This window comes from Streptomyces sp. NRRL F-4489 (assembly GCF_001509485.1).
Classification (GTDB): Bacteria; Actinomycetota; Actinomycetes; order Streptomycetales; family Streptomycetaceae; genus Streptomyces.
Window position 1 is genome coordinate 25,639 of sequence record NZ_LLZI01000287.1, and the last position, 21,786, is coordinate 47,424.

19 protein-coding genes are annotated in these 21,786 nt (G+C 74.8%); 10 read left to right on the plus strand and 9 right to left on the minus strand.

Annotated elements, in window-relative coordinates; all coding sequences use genetic code 11:
• The first annotated feature begins 73 nt into the window (after positions 1-73).
• Together hmgA and ADL22_RS31950 are read left to right on the plus strand one after the other, a co-directional pair.
• Positions 74-1,408 carry a homogentisate 1,2-dioxygenase gene (gene hmgA / locus ADL22_RS31945; protein ID WP_066987840.1) on the plus strand — a complete coding sequence of 445 codons (1,335 nt, stop codon included), beginning with the start codon at positions 74-76 and terminating at the stop codon, positions 1,406-1,408.
• Positions 1,409-1,451: 43 nt separating this feature from the next.
• A complete protein-coding gene (locus tag ADL22_RS31950; protein ID WP_066987842.1) occupies positions 1,452-2,201 on the plus strand; it encodes a GntR family transcriptional regulator in 750 nt (249 codons plus the stop codon).
• Positions 2,202-2,235: 34 nt separating this feature from the next.
• On the opposite strand, the gene ADL22_RS31955 is transcribed toward ADL22_RS31950, so the two are convergent.
• A complete protein-coding gene (locus tag ADL22_RS31955; RefSeq protein ID WP_066987844.1) occupies positions 2,236-3,624 on the minus strand; it encodes an MFS transporter in 1,389 nt (462 codons plus the stop codon).
• Between the two features lie 185 nt (positions 3,625-3,809).
• On the opposite strand from ADL22_RS31955, the gene ADL22_RS31960 reads away from it, so the two are divergent.
• Entirely contained in the window at positions 3,810-5,066 is a 1,257-nt protein-coding gene (locus ADL22_RS31960) for a type ISP restriction/modification enzyme (protein WP_066987845.1), read from the plus strand.
• A 153-nt stretch (positions 5,067-5,219) separates the two neighbouring features.
• On the opposite strand, the gene ADL22_RS31965 is transcribed toward ADL22_RS31960, so the two are convergent.
• Together ADL22_RS31965 and ADL22_RS31970 are read right to left on the minus strand one after the other, a co-directional pair.
• Positions 5,220-5,483, minus strand: coding sequence for a hypothetical protein (locus ADL22_RS31965; protein ID WP_066987847.1), 264 nt, complete (start codon positions 5,481-5,483; stop codon positions 5,220-5,222).
• 239 nt (positions 5,484-5,722) lie between these two features.
• On the minus strand, positions 5,723-6,529 hold the full coding sequence (locus ADL22_RS31970; RefSeq protein ID WP_066987849.1) for an SGNH/GDSL hydrolase family protein: 807 nt from the start codon (positions 6,527-6,529) through the stop codon (positions 5,723-5,725).
• Positions 6,530-6,841: 312 nt separating this feature from the next.
• On the opposite strand from ADL22_RS31970, the gene ADL22_RS31975 reads away from it, so the two are divergent.
• Positions 6,842-8,080: a S8 family peptidase gene (locus ADL22_RS31975; RefSeq protein ID WP_079064592.1), complete on the plus strand. Its 1,239-nt coding sequence runs from the start codon at positions 6,842-6,844 to the stop codon at positions 8,078-8,080.
• A 105-nt stretch (positions 8,081-8,185) separates the two neighbouring features.
• On the opposite strand, the gene ADL22_RS31980 is transcribed toward ADL22_RS31975, so the two are convergent.
• Positions 8,186-8,929, minus strand: a complete 744-nt coding sequence (locus tag ADL22_RS31980) for a YoaK family protein (RefSeq protein WP_066987853.1) — start codon at positions 8,927-8,929, stop codon at positions 8,186-8,188.
• A gap of 139 nt (positions 8,930-9,068) precedes the next feature.
• A complete protein-coding gene (locus tag ADL22_RS35590; RefSeq protein WP_159048755.1) occupies positions 9,069-9,230 on the minus strand; it encodes a hypothetical protein in 162 nt (53 codons plus the stop codon).
• Between the two features lie 153 nt (positions 9,231-9,383).
• Here ADL22_RS35590 and ADL22_RS31985 point away from each other — a divergent pair, with 153 nt between their 5' ends.
• Entirely contained in the window at positions 9,384-10,499 is a 1,116-nt protein-coding gene (locus tag ADL22_RS31985; RefSeq protein WP_066987855.1) for a DUF5925 domain-containing protein, read from the plus strand.
• Positions 10,500-10,520: 21 nt separating this feature from the next.
• On the opposite strand, the gene ddaH is transcribed toward ADL22_RS31985, so the two are convergent.
• The 3 genes from ddaH to asnB form a co-directional block, all read right to left on the minus strand.
• Positions 10,521-11,297, minus strand: a complete 777-nt coding sequence (gene ddaH / locus ADL22_RS31990) for a dimethylargininase (RefSeq protein ID WP_066987857.1) — start codon at positions 11,295-11,297, stop codon at positions 10,521-10,523.
• 41 nt (positions 11,298-11,338) lie between these two features.
• Positions 11,339-11,731 carry a GntR family transcriptional regulator gene (locus tag ADL22_RS31995; RefSeq protein WP_234430938.1) on the minus strand — a complete coding sequence of 131 codons (393 nt, stop codon included), beginning with the start codon at positions 11,729-11,731 and terminating at the stop codon, positions 11,339-11,341.
• A gap of 105 nt (positions 11,732-11,836) precedes the next feature.
• Positions 11,837-13,687 (minus strand): asparagine synthase (glutamine-hydrolyzing), encoded by a 1,851-nt coding sequence (gene asnB, locus ADL22_RS32000; protein ID WP_066987861.1) that lies wholly within the window; start codon positions 13,685-13,687, stop codon positions 11,837-11,839.
• 214 nt (positions 13,688-13,901) lie between these two features.
• Here asnB and ADL22_RS32005 point away from each other — a divergent pair, with 214 nt between their 5' ends.
• The 4 genes from ADL22_RS32005 to ADL22_RS32020 all read left to right on the plus strand — a co-directional run bounded on the left by ADL22_RS32005 (position 13,902) and on the right by ADL22_RS32020 (position 19,835).
• Positions 13,902-14,825 (plus strand): GNAT family N-acetyltransferase, encoded by a 924-nt coding sequence (locus ADL22_RS32005; RefSeq protein ID WP_066987863.1) that lies wholly within the window; start codon positions 13,902-13,904, stop codon positions 14,823-14,825.
• Positions 14,826-14,956: 131 nt separating this feature from the next.
• Entirely contained in the window at positions 14,957-17,467 is a 2,511-nt protein-coding gene (locus ADL22_RS32010; protein WP_066987865.1) for a SpoIIE family protein phosphatase, read from the plus strand.
• Positions 17,468-17,593: 126 nt separating this feature from the next.
• Entirely contained in the window at positions 17,594-18,574 is a 981-nt protein-coding gene (locus tag ADL22_RS32015; protein WP_066987867.1) for a hypothetical protein, read from the plus strand.
• Between the two features lie 253 nt (positions 18,575-18,827).
• Positions 18,828-19,835 carry a lytic polysaccharide monooxygenase auxiliary activity family 9 protein gene (locus ADL22_RS32020; RefSeq protein WP_066987876.1) on the plus strand — a complete coding sequence of 336 codons (1,008 nt, stop codon included), beginning with the start codon at positions 18,828-18,830 and terminating at the stop codon, positions 19,833-19,835.
• 50 nt (positions 19,836-19,885) lie between these two features.
• Here ADL22_RS32020 and ADL22_RS32025 read toward each other — a convergent pair whose 3' ends face one another.
• Positions 19,886-20,353, minus strand: a complete 468-nt coding sequence (locus tag ADL22_RS32025; protein ID WP_066987877.1) for an Lrp/AsnC family transcriptional regulator — start codon at positions 20,351-20,353, stop codon at positions 19,886-19,888.
• A gap of 80 nt (positions 20,354-20,433) precedes the next feature.
• On the opposite strand from ADL22_RS32025, the gene ADL22_RS32030 reads away from it, so the two are divergent.
• Positions 20,434-21,726 carry an APC family permease gene (locus tag ADL22_RS32030; protein ID WP_066987879.1) on the plus strand — a complete coding sequence of 431 codons (1,293 nt, stop codon included), beginning with the start codon at positions 20,434-20,436 and terminating at the stop codon, positions 21,724-21,726.
• Positions 21,727-21,786: the final 60 nt, after the last annotated feature.

The window sequence follows — 21,786 nt, forward strand, 5'->3', positions numbered from 1 at the left end:
TCAGCAGATCCTGGGTCCTGTGGTGCCTTGGATTCCGTGGACGTCTTGTTCCGTTGAGCGGCGGGAGCGTGTGATGACAGGTACGGCCGGCGAGCAGGCGAGGAAGGCGGCCGAAGGGCTCGCGTACTCCTCCGGCTTCGGCAACGAGCACAGCTCGGAGGCGGTCCCCGGCGCGCTGCCGGTGGGCCGCAACTCCCCCCAGCGCGCGCCGTACGGGCTGTACGCGGAGCAGCTGAGCGGTTCGGCGTTCACCGAGCCGCGCCACCAGAACCGCCGGTCGTGGCTGTACCGCATCCGGCCGTCCGCCGCGCACCCGCCGTTCGCCCGGGCCAATCGCGGTGAGATCCGCTCGGCGCCGTTCACCGAGTGCCTGCCCGACCCCAACCGCATGCGCTGGGACCCGCTGCCCGAGCCGGCCGACCCGACGGACTTCGTCGACGGCCTGTGGACGCTGGGCGGCAACGGCGACGCCACCCAGCGCACGGGCATGGCGGTGCACCTCTACCACGCCAACGCCTCCATGGAGCGGCGGGTGTTCGGTGACGCGGACGGCGAGCTGCTGATCGTGCCGGAGCGCGGCGGGCTGCTGCTGCGCACCGAGTTCGGGCTGCTGCGGGCCGAGCCGGGGCATATCGCGCTGATCCCGCGCGGGGTGCGCTTCCGCGTCGAGCTGCTGGACGCCACCGCGCGCGGCTATGTCTGCGAGAACTACGGCCGCCCCTTCGAGCTGCCCGCCCTCGGCCCGATCGGCGCCAACGGCCTGGCCAACCCCCGGGACTTCCTCGCCCCGGTGGCCGCCTACGAGGACGTCGAGGAGCCGGTGGAGGTGGTCAGCAAGTTCTGCGGCCACCTGTGGACCGCGACCTACGACCACTCCCCGCTGGACGTCGTCGCCTGGCACGGCACCAACGTCCCGTACGTCTACGACCTGCGGCGCTTCAACGTCATCGGCTCGATCAGCTACGACCACCCGGACCCGTCGCTGTTCACCGTGCTGACCTCGCCGTCGGACACCCCGGGGCTGGCCGGCACCGACTTCGTGGTGTTCGCGCCGCGCTGGCTGGTGGGCGAGGACACCTTCCGGCCGCCGTACTTCCACCGCAATGTGATGACCGAGTACATGGGCCTGATCGAGGGCGCCTACGACGCCAAGGCTGGCGGCGAGGGCGGTTTCGTGCCGGGCGGCGGCTCGCTGCACAACATGATGTCGGCGCACGGCCCGGACCGGGAGACCTTCGACCGGGCCAGCGCCGCCGAGCTGGTCCCGCAGAAGATCGACGACGGGCTGGCGTTCATGTTCGAGACGCGCTGGCCCATCACCCTGACCGAGCAGGCGCGGGACGCCGCCCACCGGCAGCGCGGCTACGACGACGTATGGCAGGGTCTCCAGCGCCACTTCCGCCCGTAGGAGGCGGCGTCCGGGACCAGTCCAGCAGACCGGGGAAACGCCCTTGACCACCTTCGCTCCCGACTCGATCGCCCTGAACCGCAAGCTGCCGCTGTGGTACCAGGTCTCGCAGTCCCTGCGCGCGTCCATACTCGGCCGCGCGCCGGACGCGCCGCTGCGGCTGCCGACCGAGGACGCGCTGGCCGCGCACTACGGCGTCAGCGTGCTGACGATGCGTCAGGCGCTGAAGGAGCTGGAGGAGGAGGGCCTGATCAGCCGGCACCGGCGGCGCGGCACGTTCATCGAGCCGCACGCCCGGCGCGGCGCCCCGGTGCGGCTGCTGGGGTCGGTGGACGCGATCGTGGCCCAGCAGTCCGGGATGCGCACCGCGCTGCTGGAGCACGGCCCGGTGCCGGTCCCCGCGGACCTGTCCGGTTACTTCCCCGACCTGCCGGAAGTGGCCGGTTTCCGGCGGCTGCGCAGCGACGAGGCCACCGGCGAGCCCACCAACCACGCCCGCAACTACGTCCGCCCGGACGCCGCCGCCCGGATCGACCCGGCGGATCTGGAGCGGTGGCCGATGACGAAGGTGCTGCGGGACGCGGTGGGCGTCCGGATCGGCCGGATCACCGACACCGTCGAGGCGCGGCTGGCCGATCCGGAGACCGCCCGGCTGCTGCGGGTGCCGCTGCTCAGCCCGATCCTGCACTACACCGGCGTCACCTACGACGCGGACGGGCAGGTGCTCGACGTGGCGCTGATCCACTACCGCGGCGACCGGTTCTCGTTCACGGTGACGCTGGACGCGCACTGAGCCGCCCGGCCGCGGCGGCCCGGTACGCGCGTGGTCAGATCCGTTCCAGGCTGCGGCCCGTGGTGCGCGGGCCGAGCAGCCCCACGTCCAGGCAGAGCAGCACCATCAGCGCCGCCGAGCCGGTGAACACCGCGGCCGGGCCGAGCGCGTGCAGCGCGGACAGCGCGACGAACGGCAGCACCACCGAGGTGAGCCGGGACAGCGAGTAGGCGATGCCGATCGCGCTGGTGCGCAGGCCGGTGGGGAACAGCTCGGTCTGGTAGACGTGGAAGGCGTTGGAGAAGACGTTGCTGCACACCGTCAGCAGGAAGCCGAAGGCGACGATCGCCCAGGTGGCGGTGGCGAAGCCGAAGGCCAGCCCGCAGCCGGCGATGCCGAGCGCGGACGCGATGATCAGGGTGCGGCGCTCGATCCGGTCGATGAGCGGGACGGAGAGCGCGGAGCCGAGCGGATAGCCGCAGTAGCTCAGCGCCGCGTAGAGCAGCGAGTCGGTGACGGTGTGGCCCTTGGCGGCGAGCACCACCGGCGCCAGCGAGCCGAAGCCGTAGTAGCCGGTGGTCTGGAGGATCTGGAAGACCCACCACATCAGCGTCCGGCGCCGGTACTCGCCGCGGAACATCTCGCCCAGCGGCACCCGCCGCTCCGGGACGTCGCCGGTGTCCGGGACGGACGGCAGGCTGGTGCCGGTCTCGGCCGCCACCCGGTGCTCGATGCCGGAGACGATCCGGTCGGCCTCCGCGGTGCGGCCGCGCACCGCCAGCCAGCGCGGGGACTCCGGCAGCCGGCGGCGCATCAGCTGGATGAACGCGGCGCCGAGCGCGCCCGCGACCAGCAGCCAGCGCCAGCCGTCCACGCCGAGGAACCGCTCCCCGGCCACCAGGCGGGCGCCGAGCAGCGCCGCCGCCGGGACGCCCAGGAAGCCCAGGGTGTAGGCCCCGGCGAGGTAGCGGCCGCGCACCGCCCGCGGCAGGAATTCCGCCAAATAGGTATCCACCAGGACGAGTTCGGCCCCCAGCCCGAGGCCGGCCAGGAAGCGCAGCGCCACCAGCCAGGCCAGGTCCGGCGCGGCCGCGGCGGCCAGCGAGAACAGCGCGTAGCCGCCGAGGTTGACCAGGAACATCCGGCGCCGCCCGAACCGGTCGGCGAGCACCGACAGCACAGTGGCGCCGGCGAACATGCCCAGGAACCCGGCGGCGATCACCCACGCCTTGGCGGTGTGGTCCAGGCCCCACCGCTCGGCCAGGACGGCGGCGAGCACCCCGCCGAGGAAGATCTCGTAGAGGTCGAAGAAGGCGCCGATGCCGACGACGACGGTGATCCGGCGGTGCCAGCGGGACGGCGGCAGCCGGTCCAGCCGGGCGGCGACCCGGGCGGCGGTGGGCGCGTCCCGGAGCGAGCCGGGCGGGGTCGGGGTGTCCGTCATGGGCGGTCCTCCCTCGGCAGGCGTACGGCGAGGACCGTACTCGCCAAGATCACCGCGCGGAAGACGGCGTTCACCGGCCGGCCGGACCGGGCGCGGGCCCGGTGAACGGGGGCCGGACGCGGTGAAGGAGGGCCGGGCCCGCCGCTACCATGCCTGGGCAACCAACGGTCCGGGAGGGGCTGCGCGTGACGGCGAAGCAGGGCGCGCCAGGGTGCGGTGCGCCACGGCTGTCCGATCTGATGCCGTGGTCGGTGCCGCCGCTGCGGCTCGGCCGGTCCTGGGTGATGGCCCCGGACCCGGGCACGCTGCGGGCCCGCTGGCGGGCCCTGGCCGCCGCCGGCGACCCGGCCGACCGCGCCCGGCTGTTCCGCCCCACCCGGGCCCGCACCCTGGATTCCGCGGTCGGCCAGCTGCCCGGGCAGCGGACCGCCACCGCCCGGCTGTCCCGGGAGGCCGGGCCGTGCCCGGAGCCGGTGCGGGTGCTGCACGGCCCGTTCGACCGGCAGTGGCTGCTGCCCGACCACCGGCTGATCGACGCGGCCCGCCCGGAGCTGTGGCGGGTGGCGGACGGACACCAGCTGTTCCTGGTCGAGTTGGGGCAGGTCCCGCAGGTGCCGGGGCCGGCCGTGGTCTGCTCGGCGCTGCTGCCGGACGGCCACTCCCCCGCCGGGCGCCCCGGCCGGATCCGCCCGCTCTACCGGCGGCCCGGCGCCGCCGAACCCAACCTCGCGCCCGGCCTGCTCGCCCACCTCACCGGCCGGCTGGGCCGCCCGGTGGCCCCGGCCGCCCTGCTCGCCTGGATCGCGGCCACCGCCACCCCCTCCCCCGACGGCACCGCCGTCCCGCTCACCGCCGACCCGGCCCTGTGGGAGCGCGGGGTGGCGCTCGGCGCCCGGCTGCTGTGGCTGACCACCTGGGGCGCGTACGAGGGCGCGGAAGGGCCGGGCGGGCGGCCGCGGCTGCCCGGTGGCCGGCGGCCCTACGTACGGGCCGCGCTGCCCGCCCGCGGCCTGCCCCAGACCCTGGAGTACGACCCGGACAGCGAGGCGCTGCTGCTCGGCGGCGGCCGGATCGCGCCGGTGCCGGCCGGTGCCTGGGAGTTCCACGCCGGGGGCGGGCGGGTGCTGGCGGAGTGGTTCGCGCGCCGCGCCGGGGCCGCGGCGGACGGGGACGGGCCGGACGGACTGGCGGCGCTGCGGCCGGACGGCTGGCCGCAGGAGTGGACCTCGGAGCTGCTGGAGCTGGTCACCGTCCTGGCGCTGCTGGCCGAAGTGGAGCCGGAACGGGCGGAGTTGGGCCGCGCGGTGGCGGACGGCCAGCGGATCGGGGCCGCGGAGCTGCGGGCGGCCGGGGTGCTGCCCGTACCGGCCGCGGCGGCCCGTCCGGCGTCCGTGCTGGACCACCAGGAGGAGGGCCCGGAGGGGCAGTTCGCATTGTGGTGAGTGCGCGCCGCGGTGAGGCGGCGGCCTCGCGGCAGCATGGAACCACCCGCCACTCACGGGGGTGGCGGGTGGTGGAGAAGAAGACGCCGGGCGGCTGCGCCGGGCCGGGACGGTGGTCGCCGGAGCCTGTCCGTACTACCGCTGTTCCGGCGGCTAGCCGTGGCCGCCGAAGAGCGACCGGCGCAGCCTGCTCAGCGGCGCGAACAGCGACACCCGGTGGCCGCGGCTCTTCCTCATGCGCGTGTGGTCACGCGCGGTGAGCTCCTGCATCAGCGACGTGGCGCCCTCCGCCTCGCGCTGCGGGATGGCGGGACCGCCGAGCACCGCGAGGTGGCGGTCCAGCCTGGCGCTGGTCGCGCCGCTCCCGCAGGTGATGGCAGGGACCCGCGCCCTGCCGCGCACTGTTATCTGTTCCATGACTCTCCCCACCCGTACGAGGGCACCCGGCCAACGGGCAGGGTAACCCTATCTCTCTCGGCGGACACGCGTGCAGACCGGTCAACGGATTCACCTGCCCTGCTGTGACGTTGACGCACACCATACGGAATGTCACCTACAGCGCGCCCGCCAGGGCGAGTTGGCGGCCCGCGGCGGACGGTCCGGGCGGACCGGGCGGGGAGGCGGAGCGGCCCCCTCCGCGCCCGGTGCGCGGAAGATCACGTAGTGGAGCCGAAGACCGGGAGGTAGCCGGACGCCTGCCCGTCGGCGGTGGGGTGGTACGACTCGTCGACCGGGTAGGTCACGCTGTGCAACCACGGGCTGCCGGAGCACAGCTCGTGGCCGGTGAAGGTGGTGTTGACATCGGCGAAGCGGAAGCCGTGGTCGGCGGCGCGCTTGGCGATGACGCCGTTGATGTCGTCGGCGGCGGCGTTTATGGCCGCCCGGGACTTCTCGCTCAGACCGGCCGAGCAGACGCCGTTGAGCTTGTAGAAGTGCGGATAGCCCAGGGCGACGACCCGGGCGGACGGCGCCTTGTTGGCGATGGCCGTGTACACGGAGTCGAGTTTGCCGGGGAGCGTGTTGTCGATATAGGTGCGGGCCTGGGCGATCCGGGCCAGACAGGCGCTCTCGCCCTGGAGGGCGCAGGTGGTCATGGTGTCGGCGAAGCCGGCGTCGTTGCCGCCGATGGTGATGCTGACCAGGCTCGTGGCGGAGTTCAGCGGGCCGAGCTGGCCGCTGAGCACATCACCCGTACGGGCGCCCGAGCAGGCGGTGAAGGAGAAGGTGGCGGGGTGGTGGGCGGCGGCCCAGAGGGCCGGATACGCCTTGGTGCTGCGCTTGCAGGTGCCGCTGCCGCTGTCGTAGCCGCCGGCGCCGACGCCGGCGGAGTAGGAGTCGCCGAGGGCCACATAGCCGCCGGCGGCGGGGAGTTGGGCGGACGCGGCGGCGCTCGCGCCGGTGAGCGCGAGCGCCGCGGTGACGGAGCAGGCGGATGTCAACGCCGCAAAACGGGACAGTCTCATGGAACCTCCCATAGCAGGATCTCTGCGTGATCCGTCGTACCAAGACATCGGCGTGGCCGGAAGTGTCCATGCCAAAAGTCGTACAGGATTCACGGAGAATCTGCCGGTGTGCCAGGTTCTTCACTGCGGCGCCATTGCCTGGCCATGACGCGGATATGACATCCCGTTGGAACTCTTGATACCTGCGTGCGACTCCTCGAACCTTTGACGACCGGTCACGGAACGTCGGGTGGCCGGACGTTCGCGTACCACCCATACGCCCATCCCGCGCGCGCACCACGGCGCGCCACCGATGAGGAGGAATCCCTCGCGATGGCAGTGATGCGTTCCACCACCCCCGACGCCGCCCGGCGGCGTACCACCACCCTGCGGGCCGCCGCGGCGGTCACCGCGGCCGCGGCCGCCGCCGCCCTCGGCGCCCTGGCGCTGCCCGCCCAGGCGGCACCCGCCCAGGGCACCGTGATCGGCGCCGGCGCCGCCGACGCGGTATCCGGCAGCTACCTCGTCACCCTCAAACCGGCGGCCGGCCTCAAGGCCGCGTCGGCGACCGGCCGCGGGCTGATCGCGGCCTACGGAGGCACCGTCAAGCGCACCTACACCGCCGCGCTCAACGGCTACGCCGTCACGCTGTCCGAGGCGCAGGCCAGACGCCTGGCCGCCGACCCGGCCGTCGACCGCGTCTTCCAGGACCGCACGGTGCACGCCCTGGACACCCAGACCAACCCGCCGTCCTGGGGCCTGGACCGGATCGACCAGGCGAAGCTGCCGCTGGACAAGGCGTACACCTATCCCGCCGCGGCCGGCTCCGGCGCGACGGTGTACGTCATCGACACCGGCGTCCGGATCTCCCACCAGGACTTCGGCGGCCGGGCGGCGAACGGCTACGACGCGATCGACAACGACAACGTCGCCCAGGACGGCCACGGCCACGGCACGCACGTCGCGGCCAATATCGCCGGCAGCTCGTACGGCGTCGCCAAGAAGGCGAAGATCGTCGCCGTGCGGGTGCTGAACAACTCCGGTTCCGGCACCACCGCCCAGGTGGTCGCGGGCATCGACTGGGTCACCAAGAACCACAAGGGCCCCTCGGTGGCCAACGTCTCGCTGGGCGGCGGCCCGGACGCGGCGCTGGACACCGCCGTGCAGAACTCCATCAAGAGCGGCGTGACCTACGCCATCGCGGCGGGCAATTCGGGGGACAACGCGCAGAACTACTCCCCCGCGCGGGTCCCCGAGGCGATCACCGTCGGCGCGACGACCTCGTCCGACGCCCGCGCCTCGTACTCCAACTACGGCTCCCGGGTGGACCTCTTCGCGCCCGGCAGCTCCATCACCAGCGCCTGGAACACCAGCGACACCGCCACCAACACCATCTCCGGGACCTCGATGGCCACCCCGCACGTCGCGGGCGCCGCCGCGGTCTACCTCGCCGGGCACCCCACGGCCACCCCGGCCCAGGTCGCCGCGGCCCTGGTCAACGGCGCCACCTCCGGGGTCGTGACCAGCCCCGGCAGCGGCTCGCCCAACAAGCTGCTGAAGATCGTCCCGTAAGGGACTCCGCGTAGCGGACTCCCCCTAGGGGACACCGCGCACCGGCGGGGGTCGGGCCCGGCCCCCGCCGGTGCTCGGGCCCCGCCGGCGTGCGGCCCCCGGCCGTCACCGCTCGGCGTTCCGCCCGTGGGACAGGCCGGGCACCAGGAAGGCGGTGGCCGCCACCGTCACCGCCGCCAGCAGCACCACCAGCGGCGTACGGGTGCCCAGCCCGATCAGCCAGGCGCCCAGCAGCCCGCCGCCAAGCATCGCGCCGACCGAGCCGATCCGGCGCGGCAGCAGCCCGGCGCCGTACCCCAGCCGCCGGTCGCCGCCCAGCGGGGTGGCGCTCATCAGCGCGGTCATCGCCCGGGTCTCCACCGTCGTGGTCAGGTCGGGGGCGGCCACCCGCAGCGCGGTGACGTTGCGGACGCCCATCGCCACCGCCATCAGCGCGATCACCGCGAACCGCCGGCCCTCCGGCAGGTCCGGGGCCGGTCCGCCGCTCCAGCCCGCCGCGGCCGCGCCCGCCAGCAGCGCCGCCTCGGCCAGCAGCGCGACCGGGAACCACGCCCGCCGCCCGCGCGCCAGGGCCGACTCCATCCGCGCCCCGAGCGCCGCCCCGGCCAGGAACGCGCCCAGCGACACCGCCGGCGCGGCCACCGGCAGCCCGCCCGGCAGGGACGTGCCCGCCGGCGAGTGGGGTTCGAGGGCGGGCGCGAGGCCGAAGCCGAGGAAGAGGAGGTTCCCGGTCTGGGTGGCGGTGAAGACATGACCGAGGGTCAGGAAGCTGGCGGCGTCCAGCACGCCGGTGACCACGGTCAGGCACACCATGATCGCCGTCAGGGCGGCTCCGCTCGGCGGCTCCACGGATCGGCTCCTTCCACCGGGCACCCGGATCGGCGCTCTGCCAGTCTCCGGACGTCCCGCGCCGCGCCGGGCCATTGCGCCGTCTGTGGGCGGCCCGGCCTGACGCCCCGTCAGCCACGACCGGTCGTCCGCCCCGCCCTCACCCTCTCAGCCCGCATATCACCAGCAGCAGCGCCAGCGCCGCCACCCCGATCACCACCGCCACCCCGAAGGCCGTCCCCCGGTGCCCCCGCAGCCACCCGCCGTCCGGGCGCTCCGGCCCGTCCGGCCGTCCCTGCCGTTCGCCACCACCACGTCGCACGGCGGACCACCCTAGGGCGGGCCCGGAGGGCGCGCACAGGGCGCGTTCCGGCGCGCGGAACGGCCGCGGACAACCGGCCCCCGGGGCAGGCCGTCCGGCGCGGCGGACGTAATTCCGTGTACGCGGCCGGGCGGTGTGCCCGATCATGGCGCCATGTGTGCCGACCAGGTCCCGTCCAGCCGCCCCGGGGAATCCCTTCCACTGCGGCTGACCATGGACGACAGCGACTCCCCCGCCGATGTCGTCGACGCCCTCTTCCTGGGCCGGTTCGCCACCGGCGAGCAGCCGTACGCCCGCGGCCGCACGCTGGACCGGGTCAAGTCCGGGCGCTCGCTGCTGCCGTCCGGGGCGACGGTCCTGCGCTCGGCCCGGGACGACGACCGCAGCGCCGTGCTCGCCGAGGGCGACGGCTTCACCCTGCTGGTCTCGCGCTGGAACGGCGGCGCCGACGTGACGGTCACCGCGGTCACCGAGGAGCTGGCCGAGACGGTGCTCGGGCAGGCCGCGGACGGCGCCGAGGACGAGCCGGCCCCGCGGCCGGAGAACGTCCCGATGGGCTTCTGGTACTTCTCCCCGCGCCGCGGACCGCACCGCACCTCCCGGCAGATCACCGCCAAGTCCTGGGAGGAGGTGCGGGGCAACTACACCGCGCCGGTGGCCGGGGCGCTGGACCGGCTGATGAAGGTCTCGCCGGCCGAGATCGCCGGCCGGCTGCTGCTTCTGCACGGCCCGCCCGGTACGGGCAAGACCTCCGCGCTGCGCACCCTGGCCCGGTCCTGGCGCGAGTGGTGCCAGGTGGACTGCGTACTGGACCCCGAGCGGCTCTTCAACGACGTGGGCTATCTGATGGACATCGCCATCGGCGAGGACGACGGCGCGGGCCGGGGCCGCTGGCGGCTGCTGCTCCTGGAGGACTGCGACGAGCTGATCCGCGGCGAGGCCCGGCACACCGCGGGCCAGGCGCTGTCCCGTCTGCTCAACCTCACCGACGGCCTGCTGGGCCAGGGCCGCAACGTCCTGGTCGGCGTCACCACCAACGAGGACCTGGAGCGGATGCACCCGGCGGTGGTCCGCCCCGGCCGCTGCCTGGCCCGGATCGAGGTCGGCCCGCTGACCCGCCCGGAGGCGGTCGCCTGGCTCGGCACCGAGGACGGTGTGGGCCGCGACGGCGCCACCCTGGCCGAGCTGTACGCGCTGCGCCGCGGCACCCGCCCGGCGTCGGTGCCGGCCCAGGAGCCGGGCGCGGCGGCGGCCGGGATGTATCTGTAGGGCCGGTACGGGAGCCGTACGTCAGCCGGCCAGGTCCCGCAGCCGTACGGACAGGCAGGTGACGCAGCCCTCCATCTTCTCGAACTCGCCGATGTCGACGGGGACCGGGCGGTAGCCGAGGCGGGCGAAGAGGTGGGCGGTGCGGGGCGCGGCGGCGGACATCAGCAGGGCGCCGTCGCCGAGCAGGACGACATGGGCGCCGGCCTCCTCCAGGACGGGCCGGAACTGCGGGAAGACCGACAGATCGTCCACCGTCTGCGGGTGGCCGATGACGGTGCCGTCGGGCAGGGCGGTGACCGCGGACTTCAGGTGCAGCACCCGGCTGACCGGTACGGGGACCACCCGGGCGCCCAACGGCTCGAAGGCGGCGCGGAGTTGGCGGACCCCTTCGGCGTTGGTGCGGCCGCCGCGGCCGACGTAGACGGTGTCGCCGATCTTGAGGACGTCGCCGCCGTCGAGCGTGCCGGGGGCGCGGATGGCGTTGACGGAGCAGCCGAGCGCCTCGGCGGCCTCCCGGGCGGCGGGCAGTTCGGCGCGGCGGACCTCGGCGCCGGAGCGGGCCAGCAGGGCGACGTTGCGGAAGACGACCATGGTGTCCTCGACGAAGACCGCGTCGGGGCAGTCGTCGGCGGGGGCCACCTCGGTGGTCCGCCAGCCGTGCGCGCGCAGCGCCGCGACGTACCCCTCCCACTGGCGCAGCGCCAGGGCGGGGTCCACCGGGCGCCGTTCGATATGGGTGACCAGGCCCTCGGCGAGGCGGGGGCCGGGGCGGCGGACCAGGGCGTGCCGGCTGGGCATGGGCTCCTCCGGGGCGGGTGCGGGCGGTGCCGGGTCGGGTGTCAGGCGCCGGGTCCGTAGGCGGCGCGCAGGGCGTCGGTGGCGGCGGCGAGCGCGGCGGCGTGGTCCAGGCCGAGGCGGTGGGCGCGCCGGGCGTAGGCCGCGGCGGCCGCGGCGGCCTCCTTGTCGGCGGCGTCGCCGGCCGCGGCGACGAAGCTGCCGTTGCGGCCGCGGGTCTCGATGACGCCGTCGGTCTCCAGGGCGCGGTACGCCTTGGCGACGGTGTTGGCGGCCAGGCCCAGCTCGCCGGCGAGGCCGCGGACGGTGGGGAGCTTGTGGCCCACCGGCAGCGCGCCGGTCCGGGCCTGGTCGGCGATCTGGGTGCGGACCTGCTCGAACGGGGCCTCGGCCGCCGCCGGGTCGATGGTGATCGAAAGGGTCTGGGGGGAGGACACGGTGGTGCTCCTGGGGCCGGTGCGGTGCGCGGTTTGTCGCATCCATTGTGCGCCAGGAGCGGCCACCGTGCGCGGAGGGCGCCGCGCCCGGGCGCCGCCCCGCCGCTACAGCTCCAGGGTGGTGCCGGTGGTGCGCAGCCAGGCGTCCAGGCCGAGGGCGAGTTCGGCGCCGGGCCGGATGTCGTGCCGGGCGCCCGGCGCGGTGGCCTCCGCCAGCGCCCCGGTGTCCAGCAGCGGGCGGACCGGCGCGGCGCGGTCGGCGGCCAGTTCCCGCAGTTCGGCGCGGAGCGCTTCGGCGTAGCCGGGGTCCTGGGTGCTGGGGTAGGGGCTCTTGACGCGGTCGGCGACGGCGTCCGGCAGCACGTCGCGGACCGCGGCGCGCAGCAGGGACTTCTCCCGGCCGTCGAAGGTCTTCATCGCCCAGGGGGTGTTGAAGACGTACTCGACCAGGCGGTGGTCGCAGAACGGGACCCGGACCTCCAGGCCGACGGCCATGCTGGCGCGGTCCTTGCGGTCCAGCAGGATCTGCACGAAGCGGGTCAGGTGCAGATAGCTGACCTCGCGCATCCGGCGCTGGTGGCCGGTGTCGCCGTCCAGGTACGGGACTTCGGCCAGCGCCTCGCGGTAGCGGCGCCGCTCGTAGCCGGGCAGGTCGAGCTTCTTGAGCAGCGCGCGGTCGAGCAGGGCCTCGCGGACCGCGTCGCCGCCGGAGAAGCGGTTGGAGACGCCGGCGGCGATCCAGGGGAAGGTGTCCGCGTTCACCGCCTGGGGGTCGTGGAACCACCGGTAGCCGCCGAAGATCTCGTCCGCGGACTCGCCGGACAGGGCGACCGTGGACTGCTCCCGGACGGCCTTGAACAGCAGGTAGAGGGAGGTGTCGCCGTCGCCGAAGCCGTTGGGCAGGTCGCGGGCGGTGAGCACCGCGGCGCGGTGCGCGCGGTCCATCAGGGCGGCGGTGTCCAGCACGATGTCGCGGTGGTCGGCGCTGACGTGCTCGGCGAGCGCGTGCGCGTACGGGCCGTCGGGGGTGCCGCGCAGGTCGTCGGGGGTGAAGTTCTCGGTGTAGCCGGTGAAGTCGACGGCGAACGAGCGGACCGGGCCGCGGCCCTCTGCGGCCAGCGCCTTCGCGGCGAGCGCGGTGATGGCCGAGGAGTCCAGGCCGCCGGAGAGCAGGGTGCACAGCGGGACGTCGGCGATCAGCTGGCGGGCGACGATGTCGTCGAGGAGGTCGCGGACGCGGGCGACGGTGGTGTCCAGGTCGTCGGTGTGCTCGCGGGCCTCAAGCGCCCAGTAGCACCGGGTGTGGACGCCGTCGCGGTCGACGCGGACGAGGTGGCCGGGGCGGACCTCGTACAGGCCCTGGTAGACGGCGTGGCCGGGCGTCTTGGTGAAGGTGATCAGCTCGGCCAGGCCCTCGGCGTCGACGGCCGGGCGGACGTCCGGGTGGGCGTGCACCGCCTTGGGTTCGGAGCCGAAGAGGACGCCGTCGCGGGTGGGGCGGTAGAAGAGCGGTTTGATGCCCATCCGGTCGCGGACCAGCAGCAGCTGCTCGGTGCGCGGGTCCCAGAGCGCGAAGGCGTACATGCCGTTGAGCCGTTCGGCGAACGCCTCGCCCCACTGGAGGTAGGCGTGCAGCACCACTTCGGTGTCGCTGCTGGTGCGGAAGGTGTGGCCGAGGCCCTCCAACTCGGCGCGCAGCTCGCGGTAGTTGTAGACCTCGCCGCTGTAGGTGGTGACGACCAGGGTGCGGCCGTCCCGTTCCACGCTCATCGGCTGCTTGCCGCCCTCGAGGTCGATGACGGCGAGCCGGCGGTGGCCGAGCGCGGCGTGCGGGGCGAGCCAGACGCCGCCGGCGTCCGGGCCGCGGCAGGCCATCGTCCCGGTCATCGCCTCGAGCACGGGGCGCTGGGTGGTGAGGTCGTTGTCGTAGGAGATCCATCCGGTGATTCCGCACATGGCGCGGCTCCTCCTTCGGGTACGGCGGGCCGGCCGCGATCCCGGCGGCGGTCCGCGCGGCACACCGTACGCCCGGAATAATTGCAGCGGCCACCTATGCACGGGAGGCACCGTCCGGAATGAGCCACGGCCGGACCGCCCAGCGGAACGGCCGCGCCGGTGGCCGGAAAAACGGGGCGGCGCGGCGGCCCGGCGCGGCGTAGCGTCGGGGGCCATGACGCTCACCGTGCGGGACTTCCGTCCGTCCGACGCCAAGGCCGTCGCCGAACTCCGGCGGGCCGCGCTGCCGTTCCTGATCGCCACGCCGGAGGGCGTCGCCTGGCAGGTTGCCGGGGCGCCCCCGGCCCGCCGGCTGCGGTCCCTGGTGGCGGTCCGGGACGGCCAGGTGATCGGCCAGATCAACGCCGGTCTGCTGCACGACAGCAGCACCCCGGGCCAGGCCCTGGCCACCCCCGTCGTCCACCCCGCGCACCGCCGCCTGGGCGCGGGCGGCGCGCTGCTGGCCGCCGGCGAGGAGCATCTGGCCGCGGCCGGCGCCACCCGCCTGCACGGCTGGACGGTGGACGAGCCGGGCTCGCGGGCGTTCGCCGCCCGGCACGGCTACCGCCCCACCCGGCCGGCCCGCTTCCTCCGCCTCGACCTGGCGCGCACCGCGCTGCCACCGCTGCCGGACCCGCTGCCGCCCGGCGTCCGGCTGCGCACCGGCGCGGACTTCGGCGCCGATCCGCGCCCGCTGTACGAGGCCGACGCGGAGGCCGCCGCCGACGAACCGGCCGAGGTCGCCGCCGACGCCGTGGCCTACGCGGACTGGCTCCGCACCACGTGGGAGAACCCCGATATCGACCTGGGCCTGACCACCGTCGTCACCGTGGACGGCGCGGTCGCCGCGTACACCCTCGCCGCCACCGACGGCCGGGGCCGCTATGTGACCGCGATGACCGGCTGCCGGCGGGCGTTCCGCGGCCGGGGCCTGGCCCGGCTCGCCAAGACCGACGCACTGCGCCGCGCCCGGGACGCCGGCTGCACCGAGGCGTTCACCGGCAATGACGACACCAACGCCCCGATGCTGGCCATCAACCGCGGTTTCGGCTACCGCCCGTGCGCCGGCGAGCTGCGGCACGTACGGGACCTGGGGTAGCGGGCGCCGGGCCGGCGGGGACGCGCCCGGCCGCGGTCCCCGGAGTACCGTGGAAGGCGTCGGCGGCCCGCGGTGGCGGGCCGGTGGCAGGCCCGCCGCCCCGTGCGCGGCCGGCCGCGGACCGGTGATCCATGAACACCTCCCCCAGCAGCCGCCTCCCCGCGGACGGCACCTTCGACCTCACCCGGACCGCCGTCGTGCCGGCCGACCGGGCGGGCGTGATCCGCGGCTGGACGGCCGGCGCCGAGCGGCTGCTTGGCCTGCCGCCGTCCCGGGCGGTGGGCCGGCCGCTGGCCGAGGTCCTGCCGCCGGACGGGCCCGCCGCCGACGCCTGGCCGGCGCGGCTGGCGGCGCCGGACGGCTGGGGCGGTGCGGTGGCGGCCCGCCACCGCGACGGGCACCGCCTCGACCTGGAGGTGCGGGTGCTGCCCGTGCTGGCCGGCCCGGACGGCTCCGACCGGCTGGTGCTGGCCGCCGAGCTGACCCGTACGCCCTGGTCCGGGGCCGGCCGCTCGCTGCTCACCGGCATCCTGGGCATGTCGCCGATCGGTGTGGCGATGCTCGACCGCGAGCTGCGCTACGTCTGGCTGAACGACGCGCTGGAGCGGATGGGCGGCACCCCGCGCGCGGCCCGGCTCGGCAAGCGGATCGGCGAGGTGCTGCCGGGTCTCGCGGTGGAGTCCGTCGAGGCGGAGATGCGGCGGGTGCTGCGGACCGGCGTACCGTCGGTGGGGTACGAGTACCTGGGGCGCCCGGGGTCCGATCCGCGGCAGGAGCACGCCTACTCGACGTCCTTCTTCCGGCTGGAGGACGGGGCCGGCGGCGTACTCGGCGTGTGCTACATGGTGCTGGACGTCACCGAGAGCTACCGCGCCCGGCAGCGGATGGCGCTGCTCAACCGCGCCGGGGAGCGGATCGGCGGCTCCCTGGACGTCTGGCGGACGGCCCAGGAGCTGGCGGAGGTGGCCGTACCGGACCTGGCCGACTTCGTCACCGTCGATCTGCTCGACGCCATGGTCTCCGGCGCGGAACCGGCGGCCGGGCCGGTCCGCCCGGCCGAACTCCTCACCCTCCGCCGGGCCGGGCAGCACTCCGACCGCCCGGGCTGCCCCGAGGCGGTGAGCGCGGTCGGCGACCGGACCGCCTACCCGCCGTCGTCCCCGGTGGTGCTGAGCCTGACCGAGGGCGAGTCGGTGCTGATGCCGGAGCTGGACCTGGACCACGCGGACTGGGCGGCCGACGACCCGGTCCGCGCCCGGCAGTTGCGCGACCTGGGCTTCCACTCGGTGATGGTGGTGCCGCTGCGGGCCCGGGGCAGCTTCCTGGGCGCGGCCGCGTTCGCCCGGCGGCGGCCGGCCGGCCCGTTCCAGCCCGACGACCTGGTGCTGGCCGAGGAGTTCGTCACCCGCGCGGCGATCTCCATCGACAACGCCCGCCGCTACACCCGCGAGCACACCGCGGCGCTCACCCTCCAGCGCAGTCTGCTGCCGCGCGAACTGCCCGAGCAGAGCGCGGTGGAGGCGGCGTACCGCTATCTGCCGGCCGACACGCTGACCGGGGTGGGCGGCGACTGGTTCGACGTCATCCCGCTGTCCGGGGCGCGGGTGGCGCTGGTGGTCGGCGACGTGGTCGGGCACGGGGTGCACGCGGCGGCCACGATGGGCCGGCTGCGCGCCGCGGTGCAGGCGCTGGCCGGCCTGGACCTCGCCCCGGACGAGGTGCTGGCGCATCTGGACGACATGGTCGACCGGGTCGCGCACGACGCGACCGGCGAGGACGGGGTGATCGGGGCGACCTGCCTGTACGCGGTCTACGACCCGGTCGCCTGCTGCTGCACCCTGGCCCGGGCCGGGCACCCGGCGCCGCTGCTGGTCGGCCCGGCGGGCGGCGCCCATCTGCTGGAGCTGCCGACCGGACCGCCCCTGGGGCTGGGTGGTATGCCGTTCGAATCCGCCGACGTCCCGCTGCCGGAGGGCAGCCTCCTCGCCCTCTACACCAACGGGCTGCTGCTGGGGAAGGCCCTCGACCCGGACGGCGGCCTGACCCGGCTGCGGACCGCGCTGTCCGATCCGCAGGCGCCGCTGGAGCAGCTCTGCGAGACGGTGGTGGCCAGCCTGCCCGGCGCCCGGCCGGTGGACGACGTGGCGCTGCTGCTGGCCCGGACCCGCGCGCTGCCGCAGGACCGGCTGGCCACCTGGGAGGTGCCCGCGGACCCCTCGGCGGTCGCCGCGGCCCGCCGCTCCGCCGCCGGCCAACTGGCCCGCTGGGGCCTGCCGGACCTGGAATTCTCCACCGAACTCATCATCAGCGAACTGGTCACCAACGCCCTGCGGCACGCCTCCGGCCCGATCGGCCTGCGGATGATCCGCGCCGAGGCCCTGATCTGCGAGGTCTCCGACGGCAGCAGCACGGCCCCGCACCTCCGCCACGCCCGCACCACCGACGAGGGCGGCCGCGGCCTCTTCCTGATCGCCCGCTACGCGCTGCGCTGGGGCGCCCGCTACACCGCCCACGGCAAAATCATCTGGGCCGAACTCCCCCTGGACACCGCCCCGGACGCCCCGCCCCCGGACGCCTTCGCCGCCCTGGCCGGGGATCTCGGCGACCTGGAGGATCTGAACGGCCTGCCGACGAACCGCTGAACCGCACCGCTGAACCGCTGAGAGCTGCTCACCGCAGAAGTGGCTCAAGCATCGCGTCCGACAGCACGTCGCAGGGCAGTCGCGCGGCACGATGGGTCCGGAGCGCCACGACGCATCGGAGGCCATATGTTCGAGCCCGGAGGGCATTACTCTCTCGACCCCTTTCCCGACCCGGAACTGACGCAAGCCGATATCGAAGCCGGCCGGGAAATGTTCGTTCCCCATCTGATCGCCCTTCTCACCATGGGAGTTGGGTTCGCCTCGACGCGTATCACGGGGTACGACGACCTTTTCCCGTTCCTCATGGTGGCGGGATACATCCTCGCCTTCAGCTTTCTCCCGAAAGACAGCCTGCCCTTGGGATGGCTGGGCTTCTTCGGCATCTCCCTCCTGGCCATCGCTGCCGCCACCACCTTCGTCGTGCACGGGCGGCCCTATGCGGCCCTGATCCTCCTCGCCATCGTCCTGAGCATCCGATTCCTCAGCCGGCCGGCCGTCAGAGGCACCGACGAATTCGCCGACCTCCCCCTGCTGATCCGCTACGAAGTCGCCGCGCACTGGGTCGTTCCGTGGATCCTGTGCGCCGAAGTCCTCATCCCCGTCTGGCATATCGACAGCGGAAGCCTTCCGGTCGCCGGCAAATCCGCCCTGAGCGCGACGCTCGGTCTGGCGGCCATCGCGGCGGGACTCAAAACGGCAGCACGCACACGGAAGGCGTGCACCGCACTCGTCGATCTGATCGACGAATTCCACCACGACCTCAATACCCTGGAATCGGCCAGAGCCCGCCTTGCCGAAAACCGCGCCGCCGCTGACGAACCGGAGAGCGGAAAGGAAGTCCAGGAGCAGATCCTCGCCACCACTGAGCGGATTGAGAAGCTCGACCTCGCCCTGAGGTGCCCCCTCAGCACCCCCTACAAGCACGTCGGCGCGAGCCTGCTCCCCAAGAAGGCCCGGGAAGCACTGCTCACGGAGCTGCGCCACGCGGTCACGGCTCGGCCGGAGGGCAAGGGCTCGGACGAACAGCCCGCTCCCCTCCAAGCGGGCCTGCACAAGCTGCGGGCCGTTCGGGACGCATGCGTCCGCTGGTACGACTTCGCCGGCTGAGCCCCCGGGCACCCAACGGCCCGTTCCTTTGGCGGCACTTAGCGCTTCCTTAAGCGGACCATAAAGATCCGCCGGAACGGCCTCCGCCGGGCGAATCCGCTGTTCAGGGCCGCTAGCGTCAGCTGCGTACGGCGGGTGTGCGGGCCCGCCGGTGCCGTTCACCGGGGGGCGGCACCGGCACCGGACGCCACCCGACCCCCCACCGCCGCCCCCCGTCCGTACGCCCCACGTACCCGACGAAGGAGTCCCCACGATGACCGCTCGCCGCACGGCCGCCGGAATCGCGCTGGCCGGCCTCGCGCCGCTCGCGCTGACCGTGCTCACCGCGGCCCCGGCCGCCGCCCACGGGTCGATGTCGGACCCGGTCAGCCGGGTCGCGGCCTGCTACGCGGAGGGCCCCGAGCACCCCGTCTCGGCGGCGTGCAAGGCCGCCGTCCAGGCCGGCGGCACCCAGGCGCTCTACGACTGGAACGGCGTCCGGGACGGCAACGCGGGCGGCAAGTCGAAGGAACGCATCCCGGACGGCAAGCTGTGCAGCGCCGGCAACGAGGAGTACAAGGGCCTGGACCTGCCGCGCGCCGACTGGCCGTCCACCCCGATGACGGCCGGCAAGCACACCTTCCGCTACCGGGCGACCGCCCCGCACAAGGGGACGTTCGAGCTGTACCTCACCAAGGACGGCTACGACCCCGCCAAGCCGCTGAAGTGGTCCGACCTGGAGGACCGGCCGTTCGCGTCGGTCACCAACCCGGCGCTGGTCAACGGCTCGTACGTCTTCGACGGCACGGTGCCCGCCCGGTCCGGCCGGCACCTCGTCTACAGCGTCTGGCAGCGCTCGGACAGCCCGGAGGCGTTCTACACCTGCTCGGACGTGGTGTTCGGGAAGGGTGGGAAGAGCAGCGGCGGGAGCGGCGGCGCGCCCGCGCCGTCCGCGTCGGCGCCCACGGAGCGTCAGATCGCCGCCGGGGCGGACAAGTCGTCCATGGACATGAGCCACCACGACCACGCGGACGGCGCGGCCGGCAACCACGGCGGGGCCGCCCCGGCCGGCTCCGGAAACGCCGACGCCCCGGCCGGTACGCACCCCGACGGGGCGGCGGCCCCGGCCCCGGCCGCCCCCGCCGGCGGCAAGCACCTGGCCGAGACCGGTACGGACCGCACCACCGCCCCGCTGGCCATCGGCGGCGCGGCCGTACTCGCCGCGGGCGCCGGGGTGCTGTTCGCCACCGCCCGCCGCCGGGCCGCCCGCCACCACGGCTGAGCCGCCGGGCCGCCCCGGGCCCCCATGAGCCGCCGCCGCCCGCCGGACCGTCAGGACCGGCCGGGCGGCAGTGGCTCGATCACGTCGTTGGCGACGTGCTGGTAGATCACCGAGCTGCGGCAGTCCACCACCTCCCGGCGCTTGAAGATCCGGTCCATCAGCAGGGCGTGCAGCCGGTCCACGTCCGGGACGGCGACATGCACCAGGAAGTCGTCGCCGCCCGCGACGACATAGACGCTCAGGACCTCCGGCAGCGAGGTCAGGAACGCCTTGAACCGCTCGATCACCTCGCGGTTCATCGGCCGGATACGGACCGTCAGCAGCGCCTGCACCGGGCGGTTGAGGGCGCGCAGGTCCACCGTGGCGCGGTAGCCGGTGATCACGCCGCGGGCGCGCAGCGCGCGGACCCGCTCCAGGCAGGTGGAGGGGGCGATGTTCAGTTTGCCGGCCAGTTCGCGGTTGGTCTGCCGTGCGTCGCGCTGCAGTTCCCGGACAATCGCCGAATCAATGTCGTCCATGACCCCATGGTGCCGGGCTCCACCGAATTTCGTTCGGCGACAGCGCACTGTGATCAAAGTTCCGGTTAGCGTCATGGGCTGTGTCCGTACAAGAAACATCTCTCGCAGCACCTGTACGTCCGGATGTACGGCGGCTGGGCATCGGCAGCGGTACCGCGCTGTGCGCCGGCGCCGTCCTCGGCCCCGGGGTGCTGACGCTGCCGTCGCTGGCCGCCGCCGCGGCCGGTCCGGCCTCCCTGGTGGCCTGGGTCCTGCTGCTGGCGCTGTGCGTCCCGGTGGCCGCGTCGTTCGCGGCGCTGGGCGCGCGGTATCCGGACGGCGGGGGCGTCGCCACGTATGTGCACCGGGCGATCGGGCCGCGCGCCGCGGCGGTGGTCGGATGGTGGTTCTACGGGGCGGTGCCGCTGGGCGTGGTCTCGGCGGCCTGGATCGGCGGCAATTACGTGGCCGACGCGGCCGGCTGGGGCGACGGCGGGGCGGCCGCGGTCGGCGCGGTGGTGCTCGCCGGATCGCTGGCCTCCAACGCGGTCGGGCTGCGGATGTCGGGCCAGGTGCAATTGCTGCTCGGCGGGCTGCTGGCGGCGGTGCTGCTGTGCGCGGTGCTGGCCGCCGCGCCGCGGGTGTCGGCGGCGAACTTCACGCCGTTCCTGCCCGGCGGCTGGGCGTCGGTGGGGTCGGCGGCGTCGGTGCTCTTCTTCGCGTTCGCCGGGTGGGAGGCGGCCAGCCACCTGTCCGGGGAGTTCGCCGATCCGGCGCGGGACCTGCCGCGGGTGACCCGCCGCACCCTCGCCGTGATCACCGTGCTGTACCTGGGGCTGGCGGTGGCCACCATCGGGGCGCTGGGCCCGGCCGCCGCGCGCACCGACACCCCGCTGACCGCGCTGCTCGCGCAGAGCGCGGGCACCGCCGCCCGCCCGGTGGCGGCCGCGGCGGCGCTGTTCCTGACCTTCGGGGCCGTCAACTCCTATCTGGCCGGGGCGTCCCGGCTGGGCGCGGCGCTCGGCCGGGACGGGGCGGCGCCGCGCTGGCTGGCCAAGGGCGGCGCGCCGGGCGAGGTGCCGCGGCGGTCGCTGGCGGTGCTGGGCGCGGCGGCGGTGGTGCTGGCGGTGCCGGCCGCGGCCGGCGCGGCCGATCTGGACCTGCTGATGCGGGCCACCGCCACCTGCCTGGCCGCGGTGACCCTGGCCGGGCTGGCCGCCGCGCTGGTGCTGCTGCCCCGCCGCACTCCCCTGTGGTGCGGCGCGCTGGCCAGTTCGCTGCTGACGGCCGGGGTGCTGGCGTTCTCCGGGTGGCTGCTGCTGATCCCGGTGGCGCTGGCCGCCGCGTCCACCGCGTTCCTGACCCTGCGCCGGACGGGCCGGGGCACCCGCTGAATCGCGTACGGGCGCACCCGGCCCGGGGCCCGGCCCGCGCGCCGACCGCGGGCCGGGCCG